Origin of the sequence: Peribacillus sp. NPDC097225 (assembly GCF_044761955.1) — a bacterium.
GTDB lineage: Bacteria > Bacillota > Bacilli > Bacillales > DSM-1321 > Peribacillus.
In genome coordinates, this window is record NZ_JBIWDJ010000002.1 from 770,503 (window position 1) to 797,168 (window position 26,666).

The 26,666-nt window shown below is 40.1% G+C and carries 32 protein-coding genes; 6 read left to right on the forward strand and 26 right to left on the reverse strand.

From position 1 onward, the window contains the following. Positions 1-28: 28 nt before the first annotated feature. From rsmH to ACIQXH_RS09590, 5 genes are all read right to left on the reverse strand, one after another. Positions 29-961: a 16S rRNA (cytosine(1402)-N(4))-methyltransferase RsmH gene (gene rsmH / locus ACIQXH_RS09570; RefSeq protein WP_402868164.1), complete on the reverse strand. Its 933-nt coding sequence runs from the start codon at positions 959-961 to the stop codon at positions 29-31. Positions 962-1,011: 50 nt separating this feature from the next. Beyond that, positions 1,012-1,443, reverse strand: coding sequence for a division/cell wall cluster transcriptional repressor MraZ (gene mraZ / locus ACIQXH_RS09575; protein WP_402868162.1), 432 nt, complete (start codon positions 1,441-1,443; stop codon positions 1,012-1,014). A 277-nt stretch (positions 1,444-1,720) separates the two neighbouring features. Next, positions 1,721-3,349, reverse strand: coding sequence for a bacillithiol biosynthesis cysteine-adding enzyme BshC (bshC, locus tag ACIQXH_RS09580; RefSeq protein WP_402868161.1), 1,629 nt, complete (start codon positions 3,347-3,349; stop codon positions 1,721-1,723). Positions 3,350-3,458: 109 nt separating this feature from the next. Further along, entirely contained in the window at positions 3,459-3,851 is a 393-nt protein-coding gene (locus ACIQXH_RS09585; protein ID WP_403123227.1) for a DUF3397 domain-containing protein, read from the reverse strand. A 4-nt stretch (positions 3,852-3,855) separates the two neighbouring features. Beyond that, positions 3,856-4,737 carry a 2-dehydropantoate 2-reductase gene (locus tag ACIQXH_RS09590; RefSeq protein WP_402868157.1) on the reverse strand — a complete coding sequence of 294 codons (882 nt, stop codon included), beginning with the start codon at positions 4,735-4,737 and terminating at the stop codon, positions 3,856-3,858. Positions 4,738-5,181: 444 nt separating this feature from the next. On the opposite strand from ACIQXH_RS09590, the gene ACIQXH_RS09595 reads away from it, so the two are divergent. Then, positions 5,182-5,667 (forward strand): N-acetyltransferase, encoded by a 486-nt coding sequence (locus tag ACIQXH_RS09595; protein ID WP_403123230.1) that lies wholly within the window; start codon positions 5,182-5,184, stop codon positions 5,665-5,667. Between the two features lie 37 nt (positions 5,668-5,704). On the opposite strand, the gene ACIQXH_RS09600 is transcribed toward ACIQXH_RS09595, so the two are convergent. The 4 genes from ACIQXH_RS09600 to ACIQXH_RS09615 form a co-directional block, all read right to left on the reverse strand. Continuing rightward, on the reverse strand, positions 5,705-6,337 hold the full coding sequence (locus tag ACIQXH_RS09600; RefSeq protein ID WP_402868155.1) for an RsfA family transcriptional regulator: 633 nt from the start codon (positions 6,335-6,337) through the stop codon (positions 5,705-5,707). A gap of 79 nt (positions 6,338-6,416) precedes the next feature. Continuing rightward, the gene (locus tag ACIQXH_RS09605) at positions 6,417-7,175 is read right to left on the reverse strand and encodes an enoyl-CoA hydratase/isomerase family protein (protein ID WP_403123233.1); all 759 of its coding nucleotides are present in this window, start codon (positions 7,173-7,175) and stop codon (positions 6,417-6,419) included. A 140-nt stretch (positions 7,176-7,315) separates the two neighbouring features. Continuing rightward, entirely contained in the window at positions 7,316-7,489 is a 174-nt protein-coding gene (rpmF, locus tag ACIQXH_RS09610; protein WP_402868151.1) for a 50S ribosomal protein L32, read from the reverse strand. Between the two features lie 65 nt (positions 7,490-7,554). Continuing rightward, on the reverse strand, positions 7,555-8,076 hold the full coding sequence (locus ACIQXH_RS09615; RefSeq protein ID WP_402868149.1) for a YceD family protein: 522 nt from the start codon (positions 8,074-8,076) through the stop codon (positions 7,555-7,557). 217 nt (positions 8,077-8,293) lie between these two features. Here ACIQXH_RS09615 and ACIQXH_RS09620 point away from each other — a divergent pair, with 217 nt between their 5' ends. Continuing rightward, on the forward strand, positions 8,294-9,517 hold the full coding sequence (locus ACIQXH_RS09620) for a nucleotidyltransferase (protein WP_402868148.1): 1,224 nt from the start codon (positions 8,294-8,296) through the stop codon (positions 9,515-9,517). 63 nt (positions 9,518-9,580) lie between these two features. Here the strand turns inward: ACIQXH_RS09620 and ACIQXH_RS09625 are convergent, their stop codons facing one another. Both ACIQXH_RS09625 and ACIQXH_RS09630 read right to left on the reverse strand, forming a co-directional pair. Then, complete coding sequence (locus tag ACIQXH_RS09625) at positions 9,581-10,606, reverse strand: SepM family pheromone-processing serine protease (RefSeq protein ID WP_402868146.1); 1,026 nt, start codon at positions 10,604-10,606, stop codon at positions 9,581-9,583. Next, positions 10,596-11,393, reverse strand: coding sequence for a patatin-like phospholipase family protein (locus ACIQXH_RS09630; RefSeq protein ID WP_402868144.1), 798 nt, complete (start codon positions 11,391-11,393; stop codon positions 10,596-10,598). The genes ACIQXH_RS09625 and ACIQXH_RS09630 overlap by 11 nt, the downstream gene beginning before the upstream one ends. Positions 11,394-11,636: 243 nt before the next feature. Between ACIQXH_RS09630 and ylbJ the strand changes: the two genes are divergently transcribed. Beyond that, positions 11,637-12,866: a sporulation integral membrane protein YlbJ gene (gene ylbJ, locus ACIQXH_RS09635; protein ID WP_402868142.1), complete on the forward strand. Its 1,230-nt coding sequence runs from the start codon at positions 11,637-11,639 to the stop codon at positions 12,864-12,866. Between the two features lie 39 nt (positions 12,867-12,905). On the opposite strand, the gene coaD is transcribed toward ylbJ, so the two are convergent. Then, the gene (gene coaD / locus ACIQXH_RS09640) at positions 12,906-13,397 is read right to left on the reverse strand and encodes a pantetheine-phosphate adenylyltransferase (RefSeq protein ID WP_402868140.1); all 492 of its coding nucleotides are present in this window, start codon (positions 13,395-13,397) and stop codon (positions 12,906-12,908) included. A gap of 12 nt (positions 13,398-13,409) precedes the next feature. Beyond that, positions 13,410-13,973 carry a 16S rRNA (guanine(966)-N(2))-methyltransferase RsmD gene (gene rsmD, locus ACIQXH_RS09645; protein WP_402868565.1) on the reverse strand — a complete coding sequence of 188 codons (564 nt, stop codon included), beginning with the start codon at positions 13,971-13,973 and terminating at the stop codon, positions 13,410-13,412. 468 nt (positions 13,974-14,441) lie between these two features. On the opposite strand from rsmD, the gene ACIQXH_RS09650 reads away from it, so the two are divergent. Beyond that, entirely contained in the window at positions 14,442-14,831 is a 390-nt protein-coding gene (locus tag ACIQXH_RS09650) for a DUF7147 family protein (protein ID WP_402868138.1), read from the forward strand. A gap of 40 nt (positions 14,832-14,871) precedes the next feature. On the opposite strand, the gene ACIQXH_RS09655 is transcribed toward ACIQXH_RS09650, so the two are convergent. The 5 genes from ACIQXH_RS09655 to ACIQXH_RS09675 form a co-directional block, all read right to left on the reverse strand. Further along, positions 14,872-15,147: a YlbG family protein gene (locus tag ACIQXH_RS09655; RefSeq protein ID WP_402868136.1), complete on the reverse strand. Its 276-nt coding sequence runs from the start codon at positions 15,145-15,147 to the stop codon at positions 14,872-14,874. A 249-nt stretch (positions 15,148-15,396) separates the two neighbouring features. After that, complete coding sequence (locus ACIQXH_RS09660) at positions 15,397-15,846, reverse strand: YlbF/YmcA family competence regulator (protein ID WP_402868134.1); 450 nt, start codon at positions 15,844-15,846, stop codon at positions 15,397-15,399. A gap of 60 nt (positions 15,847-15,906) precedes the next feature. Next, positions 15,907-16,326 carry a hypothetical protein gene (locus ACIQXH_RS09665; RefSeq protein WP_402868132.1) on the reverse strand — a complete coding sequence of 140 codons (420 nt, stop codon included), beginning with the start codon at positions 16,324-16,326 and terminating at the stop codon, positions 15,907-15,909. 60 nt (positions 16,327-16,386) lie between these two features. After that, positions 16,387-16,629, reverse strand: coding sequence for a YlbE-like family protein (locus tag ACIQXH_RS09670; RefSeq protein ID WP_402868130.1), 243 nt, complete (start codon positions 16,627-16,629; stop codon positions 16,387-16,389). Between the two features lie 24 nt (positions 16,630-16,653). Then, on the reverse strand, positions 16,654-17,088 hold the full coding sequence (locus ACIQXH_RS09675; RefSeq protein ID WP_402868128.1) for a YlbD family protein: 435 nt from the start codon (positions 17,086-17,088) through the stop codon (positions 16,654-16,656). 125 nt (positions 17,089-17,213) lie between these two features. Between ACIQXH_RS09675 and ACIQXH_RS09680 the strand changes: the two genes are divergently transcribed. Further along, positions 17,214-17,714, forward strand: a complete 501-nt coding sequence (locus ACIQXH_RS09680; RefSeq protein ID WP_402868126.1) for a PaaI family thioesterase — start codon at positions 17,214-17,216, stop codon at positions 17,712-17,714. Positions 17,715-17,736: 22 nt separating this feature from the next. Here ACIQXH_RS09680 and ACIQXH_RS09685 read toward each other — a convergent pair whose 3' ends face one another. Continuing rightward, a complete protein-coding gene (locus ACIQXH_RS09685) occupies positions 17,737-18,774 on the reverse strand; it encodes a CAP domain-containing protein (RefSeq protein ID WP_402868125.1) in 1,038 nt (345 codons plus the stop codon). Positions 18,775-19,106: 332 nt separating this feature from the next. Between ACIQXH_RS09685 and ACIQXH_RS09690 the strand changes: the two genes are divergently transcribed. Next, a complete protein-coding gene (locus tag ACIQXH_RS09690; protein WP_402868123.1) occupies positions 19,107-19,469 on the forward strand; it encodes a YugN family protein in 363 nt (120 codons plus the stop codon). A gap of 104 nt (positions 19,470-19,573) precedes the next feature. Here the strand turns inward: ACIQXH_RS09690 and ACIQXH_RS09695 are convergent, their stop codons facing one another. The 7 genes from ACIQXH_RS09695 to cyoE form a co-directional block, all read right to left on the reverse strand. After that, positions 19,574-20,035, reverse strand: coding sequence for a DUF420 domain-containing protein (locus tag ACIQXH_RS09695; RefSeq protein ID WP_402868122.1), 462 nt, complete (start codon positions 20,033-20,035; stop codon positions 19,574-19,576). A 239-nt stretch (positions 20,036-20,274) separates the two neighbouring features. After that, complete coding sequence (gene ctaG / locus ACIQXH_RS09700) at positions 20,275-21,177, reverse strand: cytochrome c oxidase assembly factor CtaG (RefSeq protein WP_402868121.1); 903 nt, start codon at positions 21,175-21,177, stop codon at positions 20,275-20,277. A gap of 149 nt (positions 21,178-21,326) precedes the next feature. After that, positions 21,327-21,662 carry a cytochrome c oxidase subunit IVB gene (gene ctaF / locus ACIQXH_RS09705; RefSeq protein ID WP_402868119.1) on the reverse strand — a complete coding sequence of 112 codons (336 nt, stop codon included), beginning with the start codon at positions 21,660-21,662 and terminating at the stop codon, positions 21,327-21,329. Between the two features lie 3 nt (positions 21,663-21,665). Beyond that, a complete protein-coding gene (locus ACIQXH_RS09710; RefSeq protein ID WP_402868118.1) occupies positions 21,666-22,295 on the reverse strand; it encodes a cytochrome (ubi)quinol oxidase subunit III in 630 nt (209 codons plus the stop codon). After that, complete coding sequence (gene ctaD / locus ACIQXH_RS09715; protein WP_402868116.1) at positions 22,295-24,166, reverse strand: cytochrome c oxidase subunit I; 1,872 nt, start codon at positions 24,164-24,166, stop codon at positions 22,295-22,297. The genes ACIQXH_RS09710 and ctaD overlap by 1 nt, the downstream gene beginning before the upstream one ends. A 24-nt stretch (positions 24,167-24,190) precedes the next feature. Further along, positions 24,191-25,273: a cytochrome c oxidase subunit II gene (gene coxB, locus ACIQXH_RS09720; protein WP_403080048.1), complete on the reverse strand. Its 1,083-nt coding sequence runs from the start codon at positions 25,271-25,273 to the stop codon at positions 24,191-24,193. Between the two features lie 259 nt (positions 25,274-25,532). Further along, on the reverse strand, positions 25,533-26,471 hold the full coding sequence (gene cyoE / locus ACIQXH_RS09725) for a heme o synthase (protein ID WP_403080050.1): 939 nt from the start codon (positions 26,469-26,471) through the stop codon (positions 25,533-25,535). Positions 26,472-26,666: the final 195 nt, after the last annotated feature.

Below are 26,666 nucleotides of genomic sequence, written 5' to 3' on the forward strand. Positions count from 1 at the left end.
GCTCCCCCTTACTGTTTTTTTCTGTAGTTTACTGTTTTTCGGCAATCCTTAATTTCGCCGAGCGTGATCGGTTATTACCTTCCAGCTCTTCTTCCGAAGGTAAAATCGGTTTTCTTGTAATTAATTTCAGAGTCGGTTTGAATTCATCAGGGATGATCGGTAGGCCATGCGGAAGATCTGGTAGGGCGCTGGCTTTTTTAAATACCGTCTTACATATCCGATCTTCCAATGAATGGAAAGTGATGACAGATATTCTTCCCTCGGGATTCAACAGGGATATCGCTTGTTCAAGGGAATCCTCAAATACGCCCAATTCATCATTTACAGCGATTCTGATTGCCTGGAATACTCGTTTTGCAGGGTGTCCACCTTTACGTCGGGCCGGGGCAGGAATTCCTTCTTTAATTAATTCCACTAACTCAAATGTCGTTTCAATCGGTTTTATTTCACGGGCCGCTTCTATTTTCCGGGCAATTTGCTTGGAGAATTTCTCTTCCCCATACTGGAAGAAAATCCTGAGCAAGTCATGGTAAGACCATGAATTCACCACATCATAAGCTGAAGTCGCCGCACTTTGATCCATCCTCATATCCAGTGGAGCATCGTGATTGTAGCTGAATCCACGTTCAGGTGTATCTAGTTGTGGAGAGGACACACCTAAATCATAAAGGATCCCATCTACCTTATTGACTCCACGAGCATTCAACTCTTCTTGAAGATATTTAAAATTATTAGGAACAAGTACGACACGGTCCCCATAGCTTTCTAATTTAGCTTTAGCATTCTGAATCGCCGTTTCATCCTGATCAAAAGCATACAATCTGCCTTTGTCAGAGAGCTGTGACAGCAAGTATTCGCTGTGACCTGCTCCTCCTAAAGTACAATCTACATAAATTCCATCAGGTTTGATGTTCAAGCCATCAACCGTCTCTTTTAATAACACTGTTGTATGTTGAAACATGTTAGACATCCTTCCAATCGGTAATTGAGTCACTCTATTCGAGGGCAGCCTTAAATTTCAAAGCCAATCATATTTTCTGCTATCTCAGCGAAAGAATCCTCTGAAGCTGAAAAATAGTTTTCCCAAAGGGATTTGCTCCAAATCTCAATTCGATTGGTAACACCAAGAATTACACATTCTTTTTCCAATTGGCCATATGAAGTAAGCGGCGTGGGAATATTAATTCGCCCTTGCTTATCAATTTCGCATTCTGTTGCAGCGGAAAAGAAAAAACGGGTAAAGGCACGAGCGTCTTTTTTGGTTATGGGCAGGGCTTTCAGCTTCTCTTCCAATAGCTTCCACTCATTCATAGGATAACCAAATAGGCATTGATCGAGTCCGCGGGTAAGCACAAATTGTTCCCCTAGGTTGTCCCTGAATTTCACCGGGACAATCAGACGGCCTTTTATATCGATGTTATGATGGTACTCTCCCATGAACATACCCACTACCCCCACATTCTAATCTCAATGTACCACATTCCCCCACCTTTCTCCACTTGTTTTTACTTTCGCCTTTATTGTAAAAATCCCCTTCTTTTACATAGAAGTTTATTTAGCCAATATTCTTATCGAAAACCTCTCTTCTTCTCGAATGGGCACAAACTAAGAGAGTGTTCCTCTTTTCCTGTCGAAAGTTTTCGGAAAACAAAAAGAAGACAGGCGAATCACCTGTCTTTAATCTTCTTTATATCCTCCACTTTTCTCCACCGCGGAGACCTTACAAGTAAATCAGTTTATGCTGGTTATTAAACTGATAGTCCAGTTTCATGATTTCCTTTATAAAATCGGGTCCATATTGATTCAAGTAATAAAAAACATTCCAGGTTCTCTCTTGGGGAGATTCCAAAGGATATAATGAATTGGCGATACGTTCGTATTTTTTCAAGACGAACGAGTGACGTTCTTTTGTCCGTTCCCCAATCTTACCGTTCATGAATGCCAATTGTTTCTGGATGAATTCTATATTTTTATTTAGAATCGGTTCAAGCCCCTTATCCAATGAAACAGCATGCATCGATAACTTTTGATGGTTCTCTTCAAGTTGGGATTTCATCGTCTGGAATAAGTGATCGACCGTTTCATCTTTCACAGAATCGAGATAACGCTGTACGGTTTTTGCCGTCCCTTCGGTCAGCACTGTCTTCAACGTTATTTCCGTTTCATCTAAGTCAGTCTGGATACCCCGCTCAACGATTGTTATATTCAATCTTGGGATGATGGGTGGCATCTTCATAGCAAATAGTTCAAATGCTCGTTTCAATTCTGCCCAATAGGCAATTTCACCCGGTCCAGAAATGAAGGCTAGAACGGGAAAGAGCATTTCCTGCATGAGTGGGCGCGTAACGACATTATTACTTAATTGCTCTGGATGGGTTTTCGCCATTTGCAAGAGTTCCTGCTCCGAGAAAGAGAGCTCACCATTTCTGGCAGTGAACCTGCCCTCCGACCGTTTAAGTAAGCAGCGATCTTTTTTGGCAGTATCGTAATAAAACAGATTGGCTGGCTGTTCTCCCATTTCAATCATTTTGGAATAACCTTGTTCTTGCATGAAAGTTTGTTGCTTTCCAACCTCTTCCGCAATCTTTTCGCTTTTTCCTATCAACGACTCAAAAAAGCCTGTTTCTAATTTTCTAAGGGCTGGATCACCTGCGTCAACAAGCAAGAGGCCATATTCTTGGAACCATTCGTGAATCAAACGAGCAAAAAAGTCGACGAATGTATTCGATTGCTTAACGGTTTCCTTCATATCAATAAGGAGTTTATTCGTAAAGGCGGTTTCCCCATATGTTTCAATGATTTCTTCGAACCATTGCTCCATCTTTTTTTCATCGATTTCTATATCTGTGATCATGGTCTTGAAAGGCTGATATGAAGGATAAGATTTTTTATCCGGTTTACCATTTTTCATGACATACACATGGTTGACCTCAGCTAGGTCATGATCTTCTCCAGCTATCCAAAACACAGGAATGACCGGTTTTCCCAGTGACTTCCTTTGTTCTAGTGCAAGCTTGATGATTGAAATCACTTTATGTATCGTATAAAGGGGACCAGACAACAAGCCCGCCTGCTGTCCTCCAACGACAACGACCGAATCATCACGTCGTAATTCTTCAATGTTTTTATTAACAGCCTCACTGCTTGAAAAACGAGACATATATGTCTGTATGTAATTCGATAATGCTTCTCGTGAAAAAGTCCTGTTCATCAGCTCTTGATATCTATTGCGATAGATGTCCGGGTTGGACAAGTCATAGTGAAAATAATCTTCCGTTTCAAGCTCGCCCTGTAAATAGTCCGATGCGAAACGGTTTAATGATGGTAACGCGAGATCTTTCATCTCCATGTATGTTCTCCCTTTCTCTGCAACTACAATTCTTTTTAGAGTATAACATTCTGTTTTAAGAAAACAAAAAATGTTGCCCAGGAGCAGAAAATTGATGCTTTGCCATTCATTATGCAGTAAAGATTCTAGTAATTCTCGTAAAAAATCCTATAGAAAATAAAAGAAGGTACGCGCAAAAAAAGAATGCGAAGTTCACTCTCCAAAATCCTTTCAATACTTTTTGAAAAATGATTTCTCCTTTAACTTGATAATGGACAAGAACAACAACGAATGCATTGGCTATCATGATGAGCATGATCACCCAAAAAATATGTATGTCCCAAATTGTCACTATTAAATAATGGACCGATAATACAAAAAACAAAGTACTCATATCCATGGCAAATTGAACGGAACGCTTATGGTTCCTTGTGAATTGCTTGGCACTAATAAAAAATATGACATAACCTATAAATGGAAGTGTAATGAAAATCGCGGCAAGACTTGAAACAAAGTTTGGCATACCCTCATCCCCCTTGGAACTCTTTTCCTTTGATCATTGCATAAAGAGAAGACGTTAAACATGCCTTTTTCTCTTTTCGTATTGCCTCCGAAATGATATAACCTAAGATTGCGTCGATTTCCGTTTTTCTTCCAAGTTCAATATCTTTCAGCATGGAAGATCTATTTTCTGAGGTCTTCGAACACACGGATTTTACGTGGTTAAAAGATTCCTCTGCATCTGGTAATTCCAGTACAGACGATATTTCAACAAATAGTTCCTGGAATAATCGGTAATAAAACGGATTACTGATCAAACGCCCATTTTCCACTTCCAATAACGCGGTCAGAGGGTTGATTACAGCGTTAACGATTAACTTGTCCATTAGCATGGCATGGTAGTCCTCACACTTACGGAATGGAAAGTAGTCGTTGTTCGCATCCAGAAATGGAAGTACATTCAAGTCCCCCCTGAAAGACGCAACTCTGGTTATACCAAACCCGGTATGTTCCACTGTATTCGGGTCGAGCTTCAACGCCCCATGTTCCACCACACCAACACAAACGGTCGCTGACTTCAACTCCTTTAAATAAGAAATGTGCCCATAGCCGTTCTGCAAAAACAACAAAGGTACATCCATCCCCTCGATCACTGGCAGGACTTGCGGTATATGATACTGTTTAACCGCGACTAGGATTATCTCTTCTCCCCTTATTCCACTTTCGATTGCGTTGGATGTTATATTTCTTTTCCTGGTCACTCCATTCACGATGCAACGGAGACCCTCACTATTAATACATGATGCCTGTTCCTCTGTACGTGTATAAATCGTTACAATGTGCCTCTCACTTAAATAAGAGGCGAATAACAATCCGACGGAGCCGCCTCCAATTACGCCGATTTTCATATTACCCTTCCTAACTTTTCTCATATACTGACTATTTTAACACATATTCTTTTTTCACTACCTTGCTTTTTCCATATCAAGGTGGACCAACAAAATGCTACAAACAAATCGTTATCACATTTCCGTCTTTCAACAGCTAATTGCACAAAAACATAGAGAAGTATAAATACGCCAGCCATGGGTATAACTCCTTCTTCACGAGCTAAATTAATGGTATATTATATATGAAAAGTCGTGGATTCCTTAAAGTTTTTAAACATGAACGAATGATACCCTATCTTTATTCTTTGATGATCGATATAAAGAAAAGGAAAGGGATAATGATCAAACGGCTTGTTAGACTCGATTTAGTGAGGAAAGGTTTTAATGGTGACTGTAGTTAGGGTTACTTGTTGATTTAAAAGCATGACGGGAGTAGTTTATCAAAATGAGGGGGAGTTTTATATGGAATACAAGGTGGAACGGTTACTTGTGAATTTTAAGACGCTTGAGGAGTTCAAGAAGTTCAAGGAATATGGGATGCAAGAATTATCCATGCTCGATGATTTAGAGGGGAATATCATTGAGAACGACAGTCAATCGCCTTTCTACGGCATCTTTTATGGTGACATGTTGGTTGCTAGAATGAGCCTATACAAAAAAGATGCTAAATTCGACCGATATTTTGATAAAACAAAAGACTTTCTTGTCCTCTGGAAGCTCGAAGTTCTTCCCAACTACCAAAACAAAGGGTACGGCAAAGCTTTAGTCGACTTCGCCAAAAGCTTTAATATGCCAATCAAAACGAATTCCAGGGTACACTCCCAAGCTTTCTGGGAAAAGATGGGCTTCTCTCCCGCATCCTATGAAATGGATCGTGACTACGGAGAAAATCCTTTGATTTGGACCCCCATTGAAAAACAAGATGAAATCATAGATATACAAGAATAAATGAAAAATGCGGGCGGATTTTTTCCACCCGCATTTTTCATTTATTTACCCTTTCCAAGTTACCGTTCTTATCCATTTGAAAACTCACCTTTGGATTTAACTTTTCATCTTCTAGGACACTGAGTTTTCTAGCCCGCTCCATAATTTGCATGAGAGCCCGATAATCTTCTTCCACTACTCTTAAATTATCCCGTAATAACTCATTCTCTTCCCGCAGCCTTTCATTTTCCTGTTCAAGATTATAAGAATGCCGGGCATTCCTTTCCATTTCTTCCCTATCAATTTTAAAGGTTTCATCCACCTTCGTTAAATATGAAATAACGTCTTGGAGAGGAGTAGATGGCGATGATGGCAATTCCCTTTTCCACTCAGCTGCTACCTCTTGTTCGTTCGGGACTTCTTCATTCTCAACAGCTTCCCCTTCGAAACCATTATCCCGCATGGCCTGTTCTTTTCTCTGCTTTTTAGCCAACTCAATTCCTGACTTATATTGCTTTCTGACAAAAGAATTCCAACGAAAACCGCAGGCTGCAGACGTTCTTGTTAACTGTTTCCCCACCTCTTCAAATGCCTTCAGTTGCGTACTGCCTTCCCTAATATGCCTTAGCACCACTTCAGCCAACAATAAATCCTCGTCCTGTGTCCATGCATCTTGTCTCGCAATCGTCATCTCTCTACCTCCAAGCAAGTTTTACTTCATGATATGCACTTGATAGGAAAGATAGACGGAATATAGAAGCGATAAAGATTTATTTTTTTTTATTTAAAAAACGGCTGACTGCGTCATGATGGGCTTCCGTTGCCCATAGTTTGGAACATTCACGGATTTCCGCATCCATTCTTTCTTTCAGGCCTCCATCTTCCCATTTCTTAACCAGTATTTTTTTATAAGCCATTAAAACCCCGGGTTCATGGCGTAGGAAATGTTGGGGAAATCCTTCCCAGTCTTCCATATCAATTATCTCGTCTATGAAACCAAATTCCTTTGCATCCTCGGAGCTATGTACTTTAGCATCAAGCAGTAACTTCATCGCTTTTTGTTCCGGAATTTTTTCAAACAAGAGTGACGCTGCCCCCCAGCCTGTTGTTATCCCTAGCGTTCCCTGAACAAACCCTAACTTTATCCCCTTTTTCGCCAATCTGAAATCACAAGCCGTGGCAATTTCACACCCGCCTCCGACAGCGCTTCCGTTGAGTAGGGCAATTGTAGGTTTCGGAAAGATCGCCAGTTCATACAGGATTTTCCCCATCCTCGATAGCATGGCAAAAGCCTCTCCCTCTGTATAAAGATTTTGAAATTCACTTAAATCGCCCCCCGAGCAGAAAGCCTGGGAGCCCTCTCCCGTCAAGAGTAATACTTTGACATCCTTATCACTAGCCGCTTGTGATAAAGCTATTCCTAGTTCATCCATCAACTGAAAATTAACCGCATTTCTTTTCTCAGGTCTATTAAATGAAATCTTCAAGTATCCTTTTGCATTCTTTTCAACGATTAATGTGTTATACACGTGAACACCTTCTCCATGTCTCTATTTATTCTAAATATTCAATTAAATTAATTTGTAAAAAAAGCGCAGAGATTTATCTCTGCGCTTTGATTAGCGTGTTGCATAATCAAGAAAGCAATGCTTTCGAGTAGGTCAAGAAATTATTTTGCGACAACTTCTTTTCCTTTATATGTTCCACATTCTTTACACACGTGATGTGAAAGAGTCATTCCACCACAGCTCGGGCATTCTACCATACCAGGTACTTGAAGCTTGAAGTGCGTACGACGTTTTCTTTTTGCAGTTTTCGACGTTCTTCTAAAAGGTACAGCCATTATTCCCACCTCCTTAAAAAATATAAAAAAGCTGGAAAAATCGGATTAGCGATTTTTCGTTCCAATTAAGATTCTTTATTGTTGTCAAAAAAGTCGGCAAGCTTTGCAAATCTAGGATCAACCTTATGTTTAGTTTCTTCTTCAGAAATAACAGCCCAGTCTTTCCCGGATTGAGGAGCAGCTTCATTAGGATCGACATCCTCACAAAAAACCTGCATCGGAATTTCTAGCAATAAATTTTCTTTAATTACCGGTATAAGATCTACAACATCGCCTTCCACCACAGTAACGTCTTCTCCGTAGAAATGATCGCCATCTGCTTTTAAAAGAAAGGTTTCCTTTGTATCAATATCAATCGGATATTTCACGTCTACCAGTGTACGGGAACAAGGTAATGTTAATTCACCTGTAAGATGTAAGTGAAAAGTAATCTCGGTCGAGTTGATATCAGCTCTTCCTGTTACTCTAATTGGAGAAACGTCGCGTATTTGCTTGTCTCTTTCCTTAATGTCTAAGACATCCACCAATTCATCTAACTGCAAATTTTTGTCCCGAATTTTTTGAAGTTGACTAATTGTCCATTTCATATGAAATCACCTCAAGGCAACAAAAATAATTATAGCTTTCAATTATAAGTTTGTCAATATTTTTTCTTTACACTATAATGTAGTCATCCTAACTGATTTGCCAAGTTTAAAATCATTTCAAACAAAAAATCAGGACGAAACATTCTAGTTCTCTTACTTGAAATACTATTTTAGCACTAAGTTGGAAAAATACAAAGTTTTTCTCTGAGGTGATTGAATGAAATCTTGCGGTTTAGTAGTCGAATATAATCCATTTCATAATGGCCATGCACTCCATGCCAGAGAAAGCAGACAAAAGACAGAGTCGGATATAGTGGTTGCTGTGATGAGCGGACCGTTTTTACAGCGAGGTGAACCGGCGCTTGTCAGTAAGTGGTCACGAACGGAAATGGCCCTACTGGGTGGCATTGACCTTGTCATTGAACTTCCCTATCCCTTTGCTGTCCAAAAAGCGGAACTATTCGCGAAAGGTTCCATATCCCTTCTCGAATATTTGGGCTGTGACTCCTTCTGTTTCGGCAGTGAAGATGGCCGAATCGAACCCTTCATCGAGGCCCATGGCATTCTATCTGAAAATGCCGAAACATATAACGAAACTCTTAAATCTTTGATGGAAAAGGGAAACAGTTACCCTGCAAGTGCATCAAAGGCATTCCAAGCGATAAGCAAGAACACGGAGATGTTGGATTTAACAAAGCCAAATAATATCCTTGGTAAAGAGTATGTTAGTACGGCCCTATCCAATGGATTCTCGATTGAACCCTATACGATACAACGGGTGGCCGCTGGCTACCATGATGTCCAGCTATCTTCAAGCCCCATCGCGAGCGCAACAGGGATCCGCAAGGCGCTACTAGAACAAAAACAGGAATTAGAGGCAGTGGGGACTTATATCCCCCCTTCAACCTTGCATGGGCTTCAACATTACCTAGCCACCTATCATGCTTTACATGAATGGAATATGTATTGGCCTTTATTGAAGTATCGGATTCTCGCATCCTCCCTGACAGAGTTGGCCGACATCTATGAAATAGAGGAAGGAATCGAGTATCGGATGAAGGAAATGGCAAAGGAAGCTATGAACTTTCATGACTTCATGACCGCCATGAAAACAAAACGCTATACCTGGACCCGAATTCAACGGATGTGTGTCCATATTTTGACCAATACGTTAAAAGAAGATATGATTCATGCCGAGGAACCTTCTTATATCAGGTTGCTTGGCATGAATCATAGGGGGCAAGCTTACCTTCGGAAAGTAAAAAAAGAGTTGCCGGTCCCGCTCATATCCAGGCTTTCAGCCTATCAAGATCGTCATATCGATACGGACATGCGAGCTGCACAGGTATATGCAATGGGGCTACGCGAACCTTATCAAACGGCGTTAATGAAGAGGGAGTTTGAAGCTCCAATCATAAAAACCAATTCGTTGGACACATGAAAGGCAGATCCTCTCCCTATCACACAAAAAAGCGCAAAACAGTTAGACTGCTTGCGCTTTTTTTCATTTTTTCGTTTCCTTGATCTTGGATAAATACTCTAATGCGTCATCAAAACTATCCACGGGGATGATTTTCATTTTCGTTTTAATGTCCTTCGCTGCTATCATCGCCTCTTCATAGTTCGACCCTGACGCGCCATTTTCATTAGGGGCAAAAAAGATTTCGGCTCCGGAATTATCAGCTGCGACAATCTTCTGCTGGATTCCGCCGATTGGACCAACTGTCCCATCATCCGTTATGGTTCCTGTCCCCGCTATATCGTAGCCTTTTGTAATATCCCCCTCTGTTAATTGGTTGTAAATTTCAAGGGAGAACATCAATCCAGCTGAGGGCCCACCAATTTGATCCGTATCGATCGTAACGGTCGGCTTCGTGATAACCTTACGATAATCATCAAGGGAGATGCCTATTCCTACCCTACTGGAATCATCCTTGAATGTTTTTAAAGGAATCGTGACCTTTTTCTCTTCACCTTCCCTTTTAAACACCAAATCAATCTCGTCTCCAGCTTTCTTACCATTGATATAGTCCATGAACTCTTGGGCTGACTTGAATCTCACACGATCGACTTGTATAATCTGATCTCCCGCCTTCAATTCCTTCGCTGCCGGCATTTCTTCGAGTACATCCAGAACATATACACCTAAGTATTGATAATCTACCTCTTTGCCCGCTTTATCATAAGCAATCTTAATTGCGTTATTTTTAGACCCGTCCATTAAATGCAACTGCCTGACATTATATTCTTCGTCTGTTTCATCTTGACTACGAATCGAGGTCTCCGGATAAATTTCCTGGTACTTACTCCACTTAGCTAATAAATAGGAGTAAATATTCGCCTTCCCCATCCTTACGGTAGTCAACATGAAGCTCCCTTGCTCTTCGTCCGCACCCGATACTTGAATAATCGGCTCCAATTCTTTAGCCATTCCTGGTTTCGTCACATAATATGGGAGAGAATATAACGCCGAGGCTATAAGGAGTATAGCGGCCACCAGGATAGTGCGTACAAACATTTTACGATTCATCTACATAAGACTCCTTCCAAGCACTGATACTTTGCTTAATCTGATCTACCTTATCCCTAGCAGCATCTTCTCCAATACTAATTATTTCCTGTATATTTGTAAATGCCTTTGAACTGTATTTTTCCACTCTTGGTCGGATGATGACATCCGAGGCAACTACTCTACTTTCCACCAATTCCATTTGCAAGATGTCGAGACTTTGCATGATAACGTCATATATCGAATTTATTTCTACGTCCTGTTTCACATGTGCAACATCCACAGCAATGATAATATCCGCTCCCATTTCCTTTACGACCGAAACCGGGACCCTATCTATTACCCCTCCATCGACAAGGAGTCGATCTCCAATTTTCTCAGGAACGAAAATTCCCGGGACCGAGATACTGGCTCTTACCGCAGGGGCTAGCGGTCCTTCACGAAATACGACCTTTTCCCCCGTCCTGATATCCGTGGCAACAACAGCCACCGGTATATCCAAATCTTCAAGATTCTTGCCGTATGTGAAAACCCGGATTAAATCCTTCGTTCGTTTACCTGAAATAAAGCCCATTTTTGGTATCGTAAAATCCAAGTAATATTTACGTTTAAATGCTCGCGAAAGTGTATAAAGCCTCTCAATATCTGAACCCGCGCCATAAAAGGTAGCCACCATCGCTCCCATACTGCTTCCGGCGATCATATCTATTGGAATGCCTTCTTTTTGCAACACCTTAATTACTCCAATATGTGCAAAACCTCTCGCTCCCCCCGACCCGAGTGCTAACCCGATCTTTGGATGCGGCATAAAAATCTCCCCTCACTATAAAAGTTCAATTCTTTTCAAAATCGTACTCATACAAAGTTATGGTCTTAAACAGTTTTATAGAAGCATATTGTTTATATTGACAGTAAAACAAGCCAAACAACAGAAGATTCAGATAACTTTCCGAAGCATATAGCCTTTCACTGTATCTATTATCTACATTTTATCATGTTTTACCAGTAGACCCTACGCTATTCGTAACCCTTTTAGGAGGAGGCTCAGAACTTGCTTAAATCAAAATCTAAAACAATAGTATTAGCCATCACGGTTACCATGATGGCAGTTGGCTTAGTCATCTTCCCCCAGGAATCCTTTGACGCTTCTAAAGGTGGATTAAATATGTGGTGGAAAATTGTTTTTCCCTCCCTCCTTCCTTTCTTGATTTTTTCGGAGTTATTAATTAGCTTTGGCGTAGTCAAGTTCATCGGTGTGATACTCGAACCTTTCATGCGACCCTTATTCCGCGTACCCGGTGTTGGAGGGTTTGTATGGGCTATGGGGCTTGCATCAGGTTTTCCGGCAGGAGCCAAATTCACGGTAAGGCTCCGTCAAGAGAAACAAGTCAGCCAAATTGAAGCGGAAAGACTCGTTTGCTTCACTAATTCATCCAACCCTCTGTTCCTATTCGTTGCAGTTGCCGTAGGATTTTTCCACAATCCCCACTTGGGCATCATCCTGGCACTTGCCCATTATTTAGGCAATCTGTGTGTAGGGATTTTGATGCGCTTTTATCGGAGAAAAGAGGAAAAGGGGAAACTCCAGCCCAAAAGCACAGCTAAACTGCCTTCCATCAGACAAGCCTTTAGTCAAATGCACCGCACACGCTTAAAAGAAACCCGGCCGTTTGGAACGTTGCTTGGTGATGCCGTTCTATCCTCCATTCAAACGCTCCTTATGATAGGTGGATTCATCATCCTATTTTCTGTTGTCAATCGACTTTTATTTCATATGAATATAACCAGCCTGCTTGCGACAGGAATCGGAGGGATATTGCATCTCATGAAATTTCCCGATTCTTTAAGCCTTCCATTCATCTCAGGCATGTTTGAAATGACACTTGGATCTAAATTAACCAGCAAGATAGAAAATGCGACCCTCCTGCAACAGACAATCATGACTAGTTTCATCCTTGCTTTCAATGGATTTAGTATTCAAGCCCAAGTGGCCAGTATCATCGCAACGACCGATATTCGTTTTATGCCATTTTTCCTGGCCAGAATTGCACATGGCTTCTTTGCCGCCATTATTACCGTTATACTCTGGGAACCCTTCTATAGAGGCACTGATTACAATGGAAATGTAATTAATGATTTCCCGGTCAATGGATTTACAGGAGAACGTGCACATTCTCTTTACCAATACATGTTGGATTTTGGTCCGCTTCTCACACTCGCTTTTCTCATGATTTACATCATCTTATTCGCTAAACGTCTCATCAGCGACTTTCATAAATAAAAAAGAGCACAGTCCACGAAGCGGGCCATGCTCTCTTTCCTATGCTTTTTGTTCTTCGTACTTTTGTGTCAAAGCTTTCTGAACAACAGGCGGTACTAATTCTGTTATATCCCCACCATATTTCGCTACCTCTTTTACGATACTGGAACTTAAGAATGAATATTGATTTTTCGTCATGATGAAAAATGACTCAATATTGTTGTTCAAAAATCTATTCATCGAGGTTCCTTGCATCTCATATTCAAAATCTGAAGTCGCCCTCAAGCCCCTGATAATTGCATTGGCGGAAACGCTTTCAGCATAATCGACCGTCAATCCCTGGTAGGAATCCACCTTAACATTCGGCATATGAGCCGTTGCTTCAGTGATTAACTTCAATCTCTCTTCTACAGTAAACAGTGAATGTTTTGCTGAATTGTTCACAACAACTACATAGACCTCATCAAATACGTTAGCTCCCCTTTGAATGATATCAAGATGGCCAAAAGTAATCGGATCAAAACTTCCCGGACAAATCGCTATTTTCGACATTCATCGTTCCCCCTATTCGTGTACGTTCCCCCACTGATAAATCGTTACCGCAATACTCCCATATACTTCTTTTCTCTTGATTGTAAAGTCGCCAATTTGTTCTGGCAACGAAACATCATCGCCATGCTCACAAACAATATACCCCATATCGCTGAGCAAGCGGTTTTTATGTATCTCTTCCAATAAATCCACGAGCTTTTGCTTTTTATAAGGTGGATCAAGAAAAATCAAATCAAAGATCATTTCTCTTTTCACCAACGCCTTTAATGCACGTTCTGAATCATTTTTATAAACCTCAGCACAGTCCGTGAATTTACATAGTTCCAAGTTCGCCTTGACAGTTTGGTTAGCTTTAAAATCGCGGTCTACAAAGATAGCTCGATCCATCCCCCTGCTCAAGGACTCGATTCCCAATCCACCACTGCCGGCAAACAAGTCTAAAACAATCCCGCCCTCAAAATAAGGACCAATCATGTTAAAAATGGATTCCTTGACTTTATCCGTAGTCGGCCGGGTTCCTGTACCCGGTACAGCCTTAAGTGGTCTTCCTTTGCAACTTCCGGAAACGACCCTCATCATTCTCACCACATTTTATGACAAATTTCTGTTACTTTCCTATCCTAACATATTAGAAATTACTAGCCAATAACAAAAGCCAAATACACCCGTTTAAGCGAGAACAATTTAAATACATTCCCCCTTTAAATAAAAAGGGCATATCCTCCTCATTAAAATCTCTAATAGTTTGAATAGATAAGCTGATTTTGGTCATAATGAAAATAACAACATGACTTATTAAGTGTTGTTGCCAACCGCGGAGAAGGCTTACGTTTCCCCATAAGTCTTCCTCCGGTTTCTCCTCTCCCTTTGCCTTCTGGTCCTTAATTAGACATAGAAGGACCCTGCATGAAAGTGCAGGGTTTTTTTTATGAAACTGCCGTTATCATGGGCTTTTTAGAACCGATTCAGCTTTAAGTTGGCTCTTCTCTTTTACGGGATAAAATGATAAAGTAATGAAAGATAAGTTAGTGAGGAGAGGTTTAATTGATTCAACGTTTTATAGAACTTGGACAAGGTTATTCAGATATATATGAACTGATCGAGGTAGGGCGCAATCAGCAACACCGTGTAGCTAGGATGCTGGCCATGCATACTACGCTTGATGATAAAAAGGTAACTTCATTGGTTATCGTCATGCAACCAACAGATCCGGGAAAATTCCAACCTCTATATATTTGCCGTGAGGGGATCCCAAACCCTCATTTTACCGCCAATAAACGATATCAACTATTTGAAGATCTGGCTAAAGAACTAGACAGACCAATTATAGAAATAGATGTGAAGTCTTCAAAACTTTTCGCCGAAATAGAATTGTACTATCAGCACTTGATAGGTATTTTGCGTATGAATAGATACCTACCGCCATTGGGCTGAAGAGATGAAAAAAAGTGCTGACTCCTCGAGTCAGCACTTTTTAGATACCCATTTTATAATCGTATTCCTTAGCCTTATCCGGTTTAGAATTTTCGAATTCCATTTTAAGGAAAGGTTTATAAGAAAGATCAACCTTTTTGACAAAGGAGTAATTATTCAGCTTTTCAACCAATGGTTCAACTTCATCCATGTTCGTATAAAGGACGACATATTTCAGCTTCTTTGAAACGTAATGGATATTTCCAAACTTCCTAAGCATTTTGGCTTGTTTTAATGTATGTAAATAGACGATAATTCCTTGTCTTGCTCCAAGCATATCAATAACTCCCTTTTATAAAGGCTTTAACTAATTTTAGCATAGCAGAATCCTTTCTTTCAACCAAGAAAAATGATTATAAACAAAATTCTCTTACTATTATGAATCATTTCGGGGTCATGAGTAAAAGGGGATGAAAACCATTGAGTGACTAAGAAGTAATGATTGTCCAGACTGTATCTTGCTCGTGAGTGAAATGAACATTTGCCGAAAAAAAAAGCCTGGTGAAATGTCCAGGCTTTCATCATCTTATGCAGAACAACCACAGCTTCCACCTGTTCCGCAACTTCCTGACGAGCAGCCGCCTGAAGATACGAAAAATGGATTTCCTGCAGGTGTTTTCACTTGTTCCGAAACAGCATGGCCGATTAAGCCACTAATTTCATCTAGGATACTCTGCAATTCCGTTTCTGCCATCTTGAACTCAGCAATGGTAGGGTGCATATCCATATCCCGTTTTGCCTCTCGGGTCTCCATATTGATGCGCTTATAGTCCGGATGATACTTACCGAACCTTTGTACATCTTCAAAAAGATCCTTTAGAGAAGTAAACTTGGAGATTTTTGTTTGCGCCTCTTTATCGCTTTGTAATTTATATAAACTAAGAAGATAATTTTCCCCTATATCAGAATGAAGGATCGTTTCTGCTAATCCGTCTGCATGTTGTAAAATATCAACAATTTCCATAGTAGCAAGCATAAATAAGCTCACCTCCACCATCATTTTACCATTTATTCTTTTCATATGCCATTGCTATGATTACATAGTGGACGTGATATGTACTTCGATCTCTTTATTCAGACCCGTTTTTTGACCCGAGTCATTCAATATCTCCAGCCTGATCTTATGCGCGCCATGTGGAATATCTTTTAGGATAAAGGCTGCCGTATGCTTATTGATTCTCTTTTTATCATCTAAAAGGACAGAAACAGTGGCCAACTGTTTTGAAGTATCTCCTGAAAAACTATAGTCGTTCAGGTAACATTCCACATATACAGAGTTTCCTTTGACAAAAGTCTTCACTTTAAAATCCTCATCCATCGTTTGGGCGCTTTGTACAGTGGTGGCAGCCTTAAGGTCAGAAACACTAGCAGCCGAGACATTTTTGGGTTCAGGGATTTTCTTTCCACAACCTGTTGCTGCCATCAGCACTGTTAGAACTATAATCATTCTCTTCATGACATCGTCCCCCTTTTGTCAATATTATTTGCCAAAAGGAGTAATTTACTCTTTTTTTCTTCATTCGCTTGGTACATTCATCGCTTGGAACATATGGAGCATCATCGAAGCAACCTGAACACTATCGGAGAATTTAGAGATTCGATGGGGAATTGATTTTTCAAAAAAGTACTTTGCTTCTGTTTCAAATTTATCCAACTCATGGGGATTACGCATTAACCTTTTATACCAAGCAGGCTGAATCCTTAAATACTTTTTCATATCCTCATTAGTCTGGATGAAGTCATACACATTTTGACGCATGGAATCCTTCCTCCCTCCCGCTACTTAATCCTTGTTAAATAAAAATGGATTACTTCTCTGCTCAGGTGCTTTTGGCGGAGGAGTGGAGTCCCCGCCCGATTTATTTCCCTGGAAAGCCGATAGCACACCTTGAATGGCTCCAATTGCTTGGTTGGCACTTGAAATATATTGTTGTATTTGTCCGATATCCATGTTTTTAACGGCACTCATGACCGTACCCAGTAACTCAGAGCTCTGCTCTCCCTTTTCTGTGGCGGTTACCACCGGTTCAGTCTTTCCTACAGAAGCTTGCACACTGTCCTCAGCCTGCCAGCGTGGATGATCTTCACCGAGTAGGTACCATTCTTCAAAAAGCTCCTGCCATGTTGCTTGCTTATTTCTCACTTCATTCACTAAATATGGATGCACCTTGACAAACTCCCTAAATCCATCAATGGAGGGGCGTTTTTTTTTTGCCATTACTCTTCACCTCACACTAAGACATCGCCTATTTTACGATATGCCTCTATGTATGAAAAAGTGCATGGATCTTATTCATTCATCCGGCTACATATAGTATAATATTGGAAAAAAGGATGTTTTTTATGAGTATAGAAGCACTTGTCGAGGATTTCAAGAACTTGGCAATCACGGCCGATGAAGCAGATCTACGCGTATTATCAGGAATCATCTCCAGCCTGAAGGAGAAAAGAAAAAATGATAAATACTCCTATATCTCCAATCTCCTTAAGCTTAACAAACAGGTTAGCCACGACGGCACATCTCTTTCGATGGTGATGCCTATCACCCCTTTATCCCATAATGAATTGAACATCACTCACGGAGGAATCATCGCCACACTAATTGACTCAGCAATGGGCACTCTTGCCGGCTCGACAGTCCCAGAGGGTTATGCTACTTTGACAACGGACATTCAGGTACGATATGTAAAACCTGCTATCGGTGAACAGTTGACTTGTACGTGTAACATTATGCATACAGGCAATAAAACCATCATTCTTGAAGGAAAGGTTTATCGAGATGACGGATTACTTTGTGCCGTTTCCACTGGTAGTTTTTTCATCGTGAATATGAAAGGACAATAAAACGGATCCCAGAAGGATCCGTTTATTTCTTCGCAATAAAGTTCTGTGTGTAATACTTTTTATAAACCCCTACACCTAAATCGGTAAACTCTTCACTCAACATCGTTTCCCGATGACCCTCGCTATTCAGCCAGCCTTCCATAACAGCCGCTGCATCCACATAATTTGCTGCAATATTTTCGCCTGCCGCACTATACTGGATATTCCCCGCTTTTAATCGGTCAGCTAAATCCCCTTTGGTTTCAGAGACTTGTGTTTCTTCCTGAGTGCCTTTCATCTCTTGGCTATTAAGGTAAGCAATCTTTGCAATTGAATCATTCCAATTTAATGGCTTCAAATCAAACCTACTACGCATGATATTCGCAATATCAAATATTTGCCGTTCATTCCCTACTCTCACATTAGTCCATTCCTCTTCGGAAAGATCCTTAACAGGCACTAGCGAACCATGATAGGTCAGCTCATATGGCTGCTGTTTTAAAAGAGTGGAATCATCCAAAAACCGGACACTCGAAACGGTTCCAGAAAACTTATCTAAATACAACTGAACATGAATATCCCCAAGTTCTATCAATGGTCTCATATTCATATCCTCTTCAGACAATTCGAAACGGTAGACGCTATCGCCAGCCTCTATATCAACCGTTGGTTCTATATATAAGCTAGAATAGATAGCATCAATGGATTGGCCGATTTTAAAAGGGGAAATATTCACATTGTCCCCAATTCCGTATGCAGAAACGACTTTCCCATTTTCCATGGCCAATTGAAAATAGTCATTATAATCTTTATTATATATCCACCAATCATATCCATATGCGGACATATCAATTCGATCCGGTTCACCGAATTCCTTTTTGACCTCTTTTATATTCTTCCCAATTGTAATCGCTAATCCTTCTTTAGCCATTACTTCATCTTTCTCCATATGCGGATTCTTTTCATTTATCGTATCGTTAGGATTAACATCTTTGTTTCCATCTATGAGAGGATTCAGCTTTTCCTCCAGACCGATATTCGTATAAATGCCGATTATGAAAAAAACAATACTTAACAGCATCACCTTTCCGAACCTGCGCAGAGGACACACCCTCTCTCTATGCTTATGTATCTAATACTAGCTTTCTTTCCTGATTATAACATTGTTCCATCATAATTTTCTATTTAACGATAGATTACATCATTTTTTAATTTTGCAAAAATGGAACTTTTGTGAATCATAAAAATACAATGTCGAGTTCATTGCAACTTCCATCATTTCATACTATTATAAAATATAGGATAAAATGGTATATTATAAATATGCTTGGGGAATTTTCGTTACTTTCACTACATAATATTTTCCTTGTATGTCATTTTAATTCCCAAATGCAAAAATAGGAGGTACTACTCGTGAAATTTGAAAGCTTTGGAATTGAGAACATCACAGCCGACTTAAACCGATTAGATGACCTAATGCCGGAATACGGTTTAATACGTGCCGAACAATGGGACTATGAGAGAGTAAGTTATGACCGTAAATTCGAATTGAGAGAAGGCACTTTTTATCTGCGTATACTAGGCTATGCCGTCGAAGGTGATGTGGGGGCTCATAGGGCCACAATGAAACTAATGGTTCCACTTTTAGGAAAACACTATTATCCACATGGCATTGAATATGGAGAAGGAGAGTTCTTCCCCCCTTCATTAGTGAAACAGTGTGAAAAAATCCTGGCTCAGGTTAAAGAGGAACTTACACAATTTAATGGACTGTAAAAGTGACTGGAAACTGAACAAACAGAAGAGAGGAATCTCTGAACATCCCTCTTTTCTTGTATCAAAAAGGCCTGATGTTTTTACACATCAGGCCTTTTTTAGTTTTATGATCCAAGAATCGCTTTAATCAGTGATGTTGTCTCTCCACCGTGATAAATGACATATAGTAAAAGATAAACGGCCAAACCAGTGATTCCAGTGAAAAACCAAATAATGCTAGTCGTAGGACCGATTTTTCTATGAATCGCATACTTACCTTTTAAACCTGTTGTCAGCATAATGATTCCAAGTACTGCCCCGGTAGTCGCAAGTGTGATATGGAAAATCAAAAAGATCGTGTAATAAATTTTAATATCATCCGGTCCTCCGAAAGATGTATTACCAACGAAAATCGTACGAGAAAGGTAGATAGTGAAGAAAATTATCGCAAAAATCGCGGCCACTATCATGGTCTTTTTATGTGTCTCTGTTCTGCGCTGTTTAATTTGGTACCAGCCTATTGCAACCGTGATTGAACTTAATACAATGAAAGCTGTGCTAATTGTTGGAAGAATCGGTAAAGACATAAGATGTAGTCCTCTCTATATTTATTAATCATCTATTATTCTATAAGAGGTATTCATAAAATTCAATAAAAGCAAGCAAACTTAACACAATGCTCACTTTTATCAAAAAACCAAGTCAAATAACTAGCCTTTCCTTGGGTTTCATGTTTAGCCTATATTTTGAAGTAAGACTACCGGAAACCCCTAACAAGGCAAATGAAAGACTTGTCCACTCAGTAGACAAGTCTTTCACGAAATGATCATTCTACAGTCTGGAAATCTGTAGGAATAGGGTCAATTTCGCTTTCACCGCCATTCTCCTTCTTGAACCAAGCAAAGAAAATGACACCTAGAACATATCCTAAAACGATTTCTTGAATGACCTTCATCAATACTCCACCTAGCTGTTGGTCTTCAAGCAAAGGCAGCCCATTAAACATTTCTGGACCACTGAGCGTCAGGCCTGACAATGCCGATGCAGGCACGCACAGTTCCATGGCACTAGCCCAAGATTCAGCATTAGTGAACGTATCATACATTGGATAATCGGCAAAAATGATCAATGCACACGCAGGGGTCATTAAAATGCCACTACCAAAAATATATGCTACTTTTTTAACCCCCGAAAGGCTTTCATATTCAGGAAGCTGATTAACCAAAGGAAACCACATCAAAACAGCTGCCACAAATAAAATCACCGTATAGCCTGCATGGACCAACATGCCAGTTTTGATGAAATCGAATACCAATGGGATATGATACAGCGAAAAAAGAACATTAAATAGCATAAGTGCAAAGAGAGGCTTCGTGAAGAAGCGAAACAGCGACTTCATTCCCCTTATATCTATTAAAGATCTCCACACCCATGTGGGTATCGCAATGATAAATAAGGGAGGTATCACCAAGTAAAGCAGTGCCATTTGAAACATATGTGCACTGAACATGATATGACTGAGCAAATCGATAGGCGACCCCTTGACCACATAAAGAAGAATCATGGCCATTAAGAAATAGACTACCTGTTTCAAGGGAACCGGTGAACTATCCTCAAATCTATTCCTGTACTTTGTCACCATCAAAAAATAGCCAATGGTAATAAGTACGAGGGCGGCAAAGTAAAATGGACTCCATAAAGCACGAAAGCCAAAAATATCAATAGACATAAAATCACCTCGTTCGTAAACTTTTTTCCATTACTATCCTTCTATTATACCTAAAATAAACCACAGTAACAAATATAGATAAACCTGGATTTTACTGGGCGATAATTATAAGAAAACCGGCTATTTTAAAAATAGCCGGTCCCTATCTATCATATCCAGACAATCGTGATAAAAGCTAGCACTGTAATCAATCCGACTGCAAGGCCGGAAAAGAGAAACAATGTAATAGTGCCATGACCTTTATGCTTCATATGCATAAAATAATAAAGCTGGAAAATGACTTGTATAACTGCCAGCAATAAAATGACTGGCTTAATGAACCAATGTGAAAAACCTTCTATTCCTACAGCGGCAAATGCCACTAAAGTTAAGAAAATCATAAGACTAAAAGTAATTACTTGATGCTTCATCTCTTCAGCATTTTTCTTACGACGATATTTTAAATCGACATTCGGGTTTGCTGAATTTGACTGTTCATTCGCCATCAGTTATCCCACCATTCCCATTAAATATACGACTGTAAAGATAAATACCCAAACAACGTCAATGAAATGCCAGTAAAGACTTGCCACATAAAATTTAGGGGCATTATATAAATTCAATCCCCTTTTCGCATTTCGGAGCATCAGGGATATGAACCACATTAAACCGAAGGCAACGTGTCCTCCATGAAATCCGACTAACGTATAGAACGCCGAACCGAATGCACTACTAGTAAAAGTATGCTTAAATTCATGAACATAGTGGTTAAATTCATAAATCTCAAGACCGAGGAAACCAAAACCTAATGCCACAGTGATAACGATCCAAGCTTGCATTTGTTTAAAATGATTATTTTTCATGTGATACATTGCGTACACGCTTGTTAATGAACTAGTCAGCAAAAGCATGGTCGCAACAAACGTAAGAGGTAATTCGAATAGATCTTTTGCCAGTGCTGCATTTTCATTAGGAACTTTATCCTTTAATGCAAGATACGTAGCAAAAAGTGAAGCGAATAATACCGTCTCTCCACCAAGAAACAACCAGAATCCTAAATATTTATTTTTACCTTCTAAAGTCGCTTTCTCAGGAGAAGCAGGCCAAGTAGCATCCGTGAATTTTTCATCTGCTTGCATTATGCCTTAACCTCCTTATCATCATCGTCCATAAGGTCTTCTTTATGAATATGATATCCATGGTCGTCTTTGACAGAACGTATGAACATGGAACCAAATGTAATCAAAAGCCCGATTATGATTACAGGCAAGGTCCAATTTTTATCATCCATATTATATAAAGCACCAAATGCGGCTACAAATAAACCGAATGAAATTACTACAGGAAGGATAGAATTATTAGGCATATGAATATCACCAAGTGGCTCTGCTGGCGTCATTTCCTTTTTACCTTCCATTTTCTCGACCCAATATGGATCTAACCCGCGGACAAGCGGAAGTTGCTTGAAATTGTAGAATGGCGGCGGTGATGGGATGGCCCATTCAAGAGTACGGCCATCTCCCCAAGGATCATTGCCGACCTTGACGTTTTTAACAGACGTAATGATAACATTTATGACTAAAACGATGACAGCAAATGCCATTAGGAAAGCCCCTACTGTACTAATCATATTTCCTGTATTAAGTCCTTGGTTATCCAAGAATGTGAATACACGACGTGGCATCCCCATTAGACCAAGGAAATGTTGAATAAAGAATGTTAAATGGAAACCAATCAAGAAAGTCCAAAAAGTGATTTTCCCTAAGCCTTCATTTAACATCGTTCCAAACATTTTCGGCCAATAGAACGTAATCCCCGCCAATAAACCCAATACAACCCCACCGACGATTACATAGTGGAAATGGGCAACGACGAAATAACTATCATGAAACTGGTAATCAGCTGGTGCAGCTGCATTCATGATACCTGTCACGCCACCCATTGTGAAGGAAGGGATAAAGGCGACGGCATAAAGCATTGGAACCGTGAATTTCACACTTCCGCCCCACATCGTGAAGATCCAGTTGAAAATCTTAATACCGGTAGGTACCGCAATTGCCATAGTGGCAACGGCAAAGATTGCATTTGCAATAGGTCCTAAACCAGTGGTGAACATATGATGTGCCCATACCATGAAACCTAAGAAACCAATTAAGACGGTTGCAAACACCATGGATGAATAACCGAATAATCTTTTTCTCGAAAAAGTTGCAAAGATTTCAGAGAATATACCGAAAGCAGGCAAGATCAAGATATACACTTCCGGGTGACCGAATATCCAGAATAAATGCTCCCAAATAATCGTATTACCCCCGGCTGCGACATCGAAGAAGTTGGCTCCGAACATCCTGTCAAACATCATTAATACTAGCCCGACAGTAAGTGGTGGGAAGGCAAATAATATTAATGCAGAAACAACAAATGTTGACCATGTAAATAGTGGCATACGCATATAGGTCATTCCTGGCGTACGCATATTGATTATGGTCACAAGGAAGTTAATCCCTGCAATTAAGGTTCCCAAACCGGAAATCTGTAGTCCCAGTACATAAAAATCAATACCATGCCCTTCAGAGTGAAGGGATAAAGATGCATAAGATGTCCAGCCTGCATCAGGGGCTCCACCTAAAAACCATGAAAGATTTAAAAAGATACCCCCGAAGAAAAACAACCAGAAACCTAATGAGTTTAAAAATGGGAACGCAACATCACGTGCCCCAATTTGTAGCGGCACAACTGCATTCATTACCGCAAATACCAACGGCATGGCCGCCAGGAAAATCATCGTCGTGCCGTGCATGGTCAATATTTCGTTATAAAACCCGGCACTTACAAAATCATTATTCGGGATTGCCAGCTGGATACGGATGAACATTGCTTCCAAACCGCCGATCACAAAGAATAATCCGCCTGCAATTAGATATAAAATGGCGATTTTCTTATGGTCTACCGTTGTTAGGTAATCCCAAATCGTAGCGCCAAAACCTTTTTTATTAGCGTGCGTACTCACGATTTAACCTCCTTAATCAATGTTCTATTTTTCTTCCACCTTGAGCTCTAAAAGGTAAGCTGTCAGTGCATTAATTTCTGAATCAGAAAGCTCGCCGTAAGTACCGGTCATTGTGTTACCCGGTTTATACTTTTCAGGATTTTTGATCCATTTTTTCACGTTTTCTTCCGTGTGATCCAATACTCCCGCCACTCGTTCACGTTCGCCGAATGTAGCCAGGTTTGGAGCTTGACGGGCTGCTTCAGGTCTACTGTCATTTGGGGTAACCGCATGACATCCGATACAGCTTTTATTGAAGACCTCTTCCCCTTGCTTAGCAACATCCCCTTTTGCCACAGTTGCTTTTGCAGTCTTCATATCTTTAGTCCAAGCTTCGAAGTCAGCTTTTGATTTCGTAACGACCTTAAAATCCATCAATGCATGGGATGGCCCGCAAAGCTCAGCACATTTCCCATAGAATAAATCGTTAGAATTTTCTGCCTTTTCGCTATCGAATTCTAAGAAAAATGAATTGACTCCATCAGTGTTCGTATCCATTTTCCCTCCGGCAGCCGGAATCCAAAATGAATGTTTAACATCTGAAGCTGTCAAATTGAAATAAACTTTCTGATCAGTCGGAACGACCAAATCCTGACTGGTAATTACACCTAGGTCTGGATATTCAAATTCCCACCAATAAAGGTTTGCCCTAACGTTGACCACCAAAGCATCCTTCGTTTTTCCATCTTTATCTTTCTTATCCATTGCACTAGTGTCAGCTAAGTCAAAAGTGGTAACGACAGTCGGAACAGCCAGAACAATCAAAAGAAGGATAGGAATAACAGTCCAAATAATTTCGAGTTTGTGACTTCCTTCAATTTGTTTCGGTATTGTCTCGTCGCCTTTCTTTCGGCGGAAGCGGAATAAAACTACAACGAATAAAATGATTACTACAATAATCACCAGTACCATGATTAATGTGCTCAATACCAGTAAATCAAACTGTGTTTGCGCAACATCGCCAGCTGGCTTCAGCGTGGATAGGAATGGTTCACCGCAGCCCGAAAGGACAAGTCCTACTATACCCAGCAAAGCAATTAGGCGCCATTTGTGCAGCCTTTTTTTCATAGCTTCAGAAACCCCTCTTTCATCAAAATTTTCTCACAAAATTCAAAATGGGCGCTATTGCGAATATTCTCTCTATGTCAATTTCTTTAAAAGAAAGAATCCCTAAACTAAGGATTACTCTAGTGAATCAAACCGCTCTAAGGATGGAATCTCATGATGTTTTTCTGAATAATATGTATAGCGGTCAGTGTCCAATTTATTATCAAGTAAGGTGCAGCCCATTAACAAACGGGCTACAACCCTATGATATATACTAAGTTTAAATAAGTGTAACGATAACCATCGCTACAAATAATATAGTCATATAATTAAGCGAATATACAAACATGGAAGTTGCCCACTTAATATCATCTTTCTTTTTATACCCCTTCAATCCCAAAATAAGCCAGCCGGTACTTAATAGTGCGGCCAAGACAACTAATGGAGTGCCTAAGGGAGTTAAAAAGAATGGAATGAACATTAAAGCAATGATCCATACTATAATTGATTTTTTTGCCCTTTTAAAGCCTTTTACAACAGGAAGCATTGGAACCCCAGCTGCCCGATATTCCTCAACCCGCCTCATTGCAAGGGCGTAAAAATGTGGGGGCTGCCAAAGGAACATGATAGCGAATAAAACCCACGCAATCGCATCAAGGTTTGGATCGATCGCTGCCCATCCAATCAGGGGTGGGACCGCTCCCGAGATACTGCCTATTATGGTATTCGAAACAAATCTTCTTTTGAAAATCATCGTATAAAGAACCACATAGGCGAATACGCCAAACGCCCCAATCAATAGCGTCGTCATATTAGTCAAGGCAAGTAAAATAAGTCCTGTAATAATCAAGCCAAAACTTAGGAACAACACCCTGGAAGGTTGTGCTTTTCCAGTTACAGTAGGACGGTTTTTTGTTCGTTCCATCAAATGATCGATATCCCGATCATAGTAATTATTAAAACTGCAAGATCCAGCCATGATAAGAGCCGAGCCTGCAAGAGTATAGAACACCACATCAAGATTACTAAAAAAGCTAAGTCCTGCAAAGTGAATCGCTAACCACACCCCAGTAAAAGCCGTGATTATATTTGAATTGACAATCCCCACTTTAATAAGTGCCAGAAAGTCTTTCCAGGCTGTAGTTTTTGGTATATCCGATTGAAGGGTGGCTTTACTGTCCTTCAAGACAGCTTCTGACATACCCCTTGTTTCTGACATTTGTTTTCCTCCTTTGAATCACTCAAAAACATGCAAAAGTAAAAGGTAGCACACTTAGTACATAACTATAAATCATTATTTCATACTTTTCTATATTTGTAACCAAGGAAGCGCAAACAAAAAGTAAATAATTTACTTTTTGCCTATATCATTGACAATTTAAGAAACCATTCAAAGCAACTATACTATATAGTG

Bases quoted from the DNA above. Each gene is read 5' to 3' on its own strand.
- ctaG (WP_402868121.1), bottom strand. From the start codon at position 21,177: ATGTCTATTGATATTTTTGGCTTTCGTGCTTTATGGAGTCCATTTTAC.
- coaD (WP_402868140.1), bottom strand. From the start codon at position 13,397: ATGTCGAAAATAGCGATTTGTCCGGGAAGTTTTGATCCGATTACTTTT.
- ACIQXH_RS09695 (WP_402868122.1), bottom strand. From the start codon at position 20,035: ATGTCTTTACCGATTCTTCCAACAATTAGCACAGCTTTCATTGTATTA.
- rsmH (WP_402868164.1), bottom strand. From the start codon at position 961: ATGTTTCAACATACAACAGTGTTATTAAAAGAGACGGTTGATGGCTTG.
- ACIQXH_RS09665 (WP_402868132.1), bottom strand. From the start codon at position 16,326: ATGAAGAGAATGATTATAGTTCTAACAGTGCTGATGGCAGCAACAGGT.
- ACIQXH_RS09585 (WP_403123227.1), bottom strand. From the start codon at position 3,851: ATGCCAAACTTTGTTTCAAGTCTTGCCGCGATTTTCATTACACTTCCA.
- rpmF (WP_402868151.1), bottom strand. From the start codon at position 7,489: ATGGCTGTACCTTTTAGAAGAACGTCGAAAACTGCAAAAAGAAAACGT.
- ACIQXH_RS09615 (WP_402868149.1), bottom strand. From the start codon at position 8,076: ATGAAATGGACAATTAGTCAACTTCAAAAAATTCGGGACAAAAATTTG.
- bshC (WP_402868161.1), bottom strand. From the start codon at position 3,349: ATGGAGATGAAAGATCTCGCGTTACCATCATTAAACCGTTTCGCATCG.
- ACIQXH_RS09660 (WP_402868134.1), bottom strand. From the start codon at position 15,846: ATGCTTGCTACTATGGAAATTGTTGATATTTTACAACATGCAGACGGA.
- ACIQXH_RS09675 (WP_402868128.1), bottom strand. From the start codon at position 17,088: ATGGCAAAAAAAAAACGCCCCTCCATTGATGGATTTAGGGAGTTTGTC.
- ACIQXH_RS09625 (WP_402868146.1), bottom strand. From the start codon at position 10,606: ATGAATCGTAAAATGTTTGTACGCACTATCCTGGTGGCCGCTATACTC.
- ACIQXH_RS09685 (WP_402868125.1), bottom strand. From the start codon at position 18,774: ATGCTGTTAAGTATTGTTTTTTTCATAATCGGCATTTATACGAATATC.
- cyoE (WP_403080050.1), bottom strand. From the start codon at position 26,471: ATGTCAGAAACAAGGGGTATGTCAGAAGCTGTCTTGAAGGACAGTAAA.
- ACIQXH_RS09710 (WP_402868118.1), bottom strand. From the start codon at position 22,295: ATGCAAGCAGATGAAAAATTCACGGATGCTACTTGGCCTGCTTCTCCT.
- ACIQXH_RS09620 (WP_402868148.1), top strand. From the start codon at position 8,294: ATGAAATCTTGCGGTTTAGTAGTCGAATATAATCCATTTCATAATGGC.
- ACIQXH_RS09655 (WP_402868136.1), bottom strand. From the start codon at position 15,147: ATGCTTGGAGCAAGACAAGGAATTATCGTCTATTTACATACATTAAAA.
- ACIQXH_RS09600 (WP_402868155.1), bottom strand. From the start codon at position 6,337: ATGACGATTGCGAGACAAGATGCATGGACACAGGACGAGGATTTATTG.
- ACIQXH_RS09590 (WP_402868157.1), bottom strand. From the start codon at position 4,737: ATGAAAATCGGCGTAATTGGAGGCGGCTCCGTCGGATTGTTATTCGCC.
- ACIQXH_RS09680 (WP_402868126.1), top strand. From the start codon at position 17,214: ATGAGTATAGAAGCACTTGTCGAGGATTTCAAGAACTTGGCAATCACG.
- mraZ (WP_402868162.1), bottom strand. From the start codon at position 1,443: ATGTTCATGGGAGAGTACCATCATAACATCGATATAAAAGGCCGTCTG.
- coxB (WP_403080048.1), bottom strand. From the start codon at position 25,273: ATGAAAAAAAGGCTGCACAAATGGCGCCTAATTGCTTTGCTGGGTATA.
- rsmD (WP_402868565.1), bottom strand. From the start codon at position 13,973: ATGAGGGTCGTTTCCGGAAGTTGCAAAGGAAGACCACTTAAGGCTGTA.
- ACIQXH_RS09670 (WP_402868130.1), bottom strand. From the start codon at position 16,629: ATGCGTCAAAATGTGTATGACTTCATCCAGACTAATGAGGATATGAAA.
- ACIQXH_RS09630 (WP_402868144.1), bottom strand. From the start codon at position 11,393: ATGCCGCATCCAAAGATCGGGTTAGCACTCGGGTCGGGGGGAGCGAGA.
- ACIQXH_RS09595 (WP_403123230.1), top strand. From the start codon at position 5,182: ATGGAATACAAGGTGGAACGGTTACTTGTGAATTTTAAGACGCTTGAG.
- ctaF (WP_402868119.1), bottom strand. From the start codon at position 21,662: ATGGCGAATGAACAGTCAAATTCAGCAAACCCGAATGTCGATTTAAAA.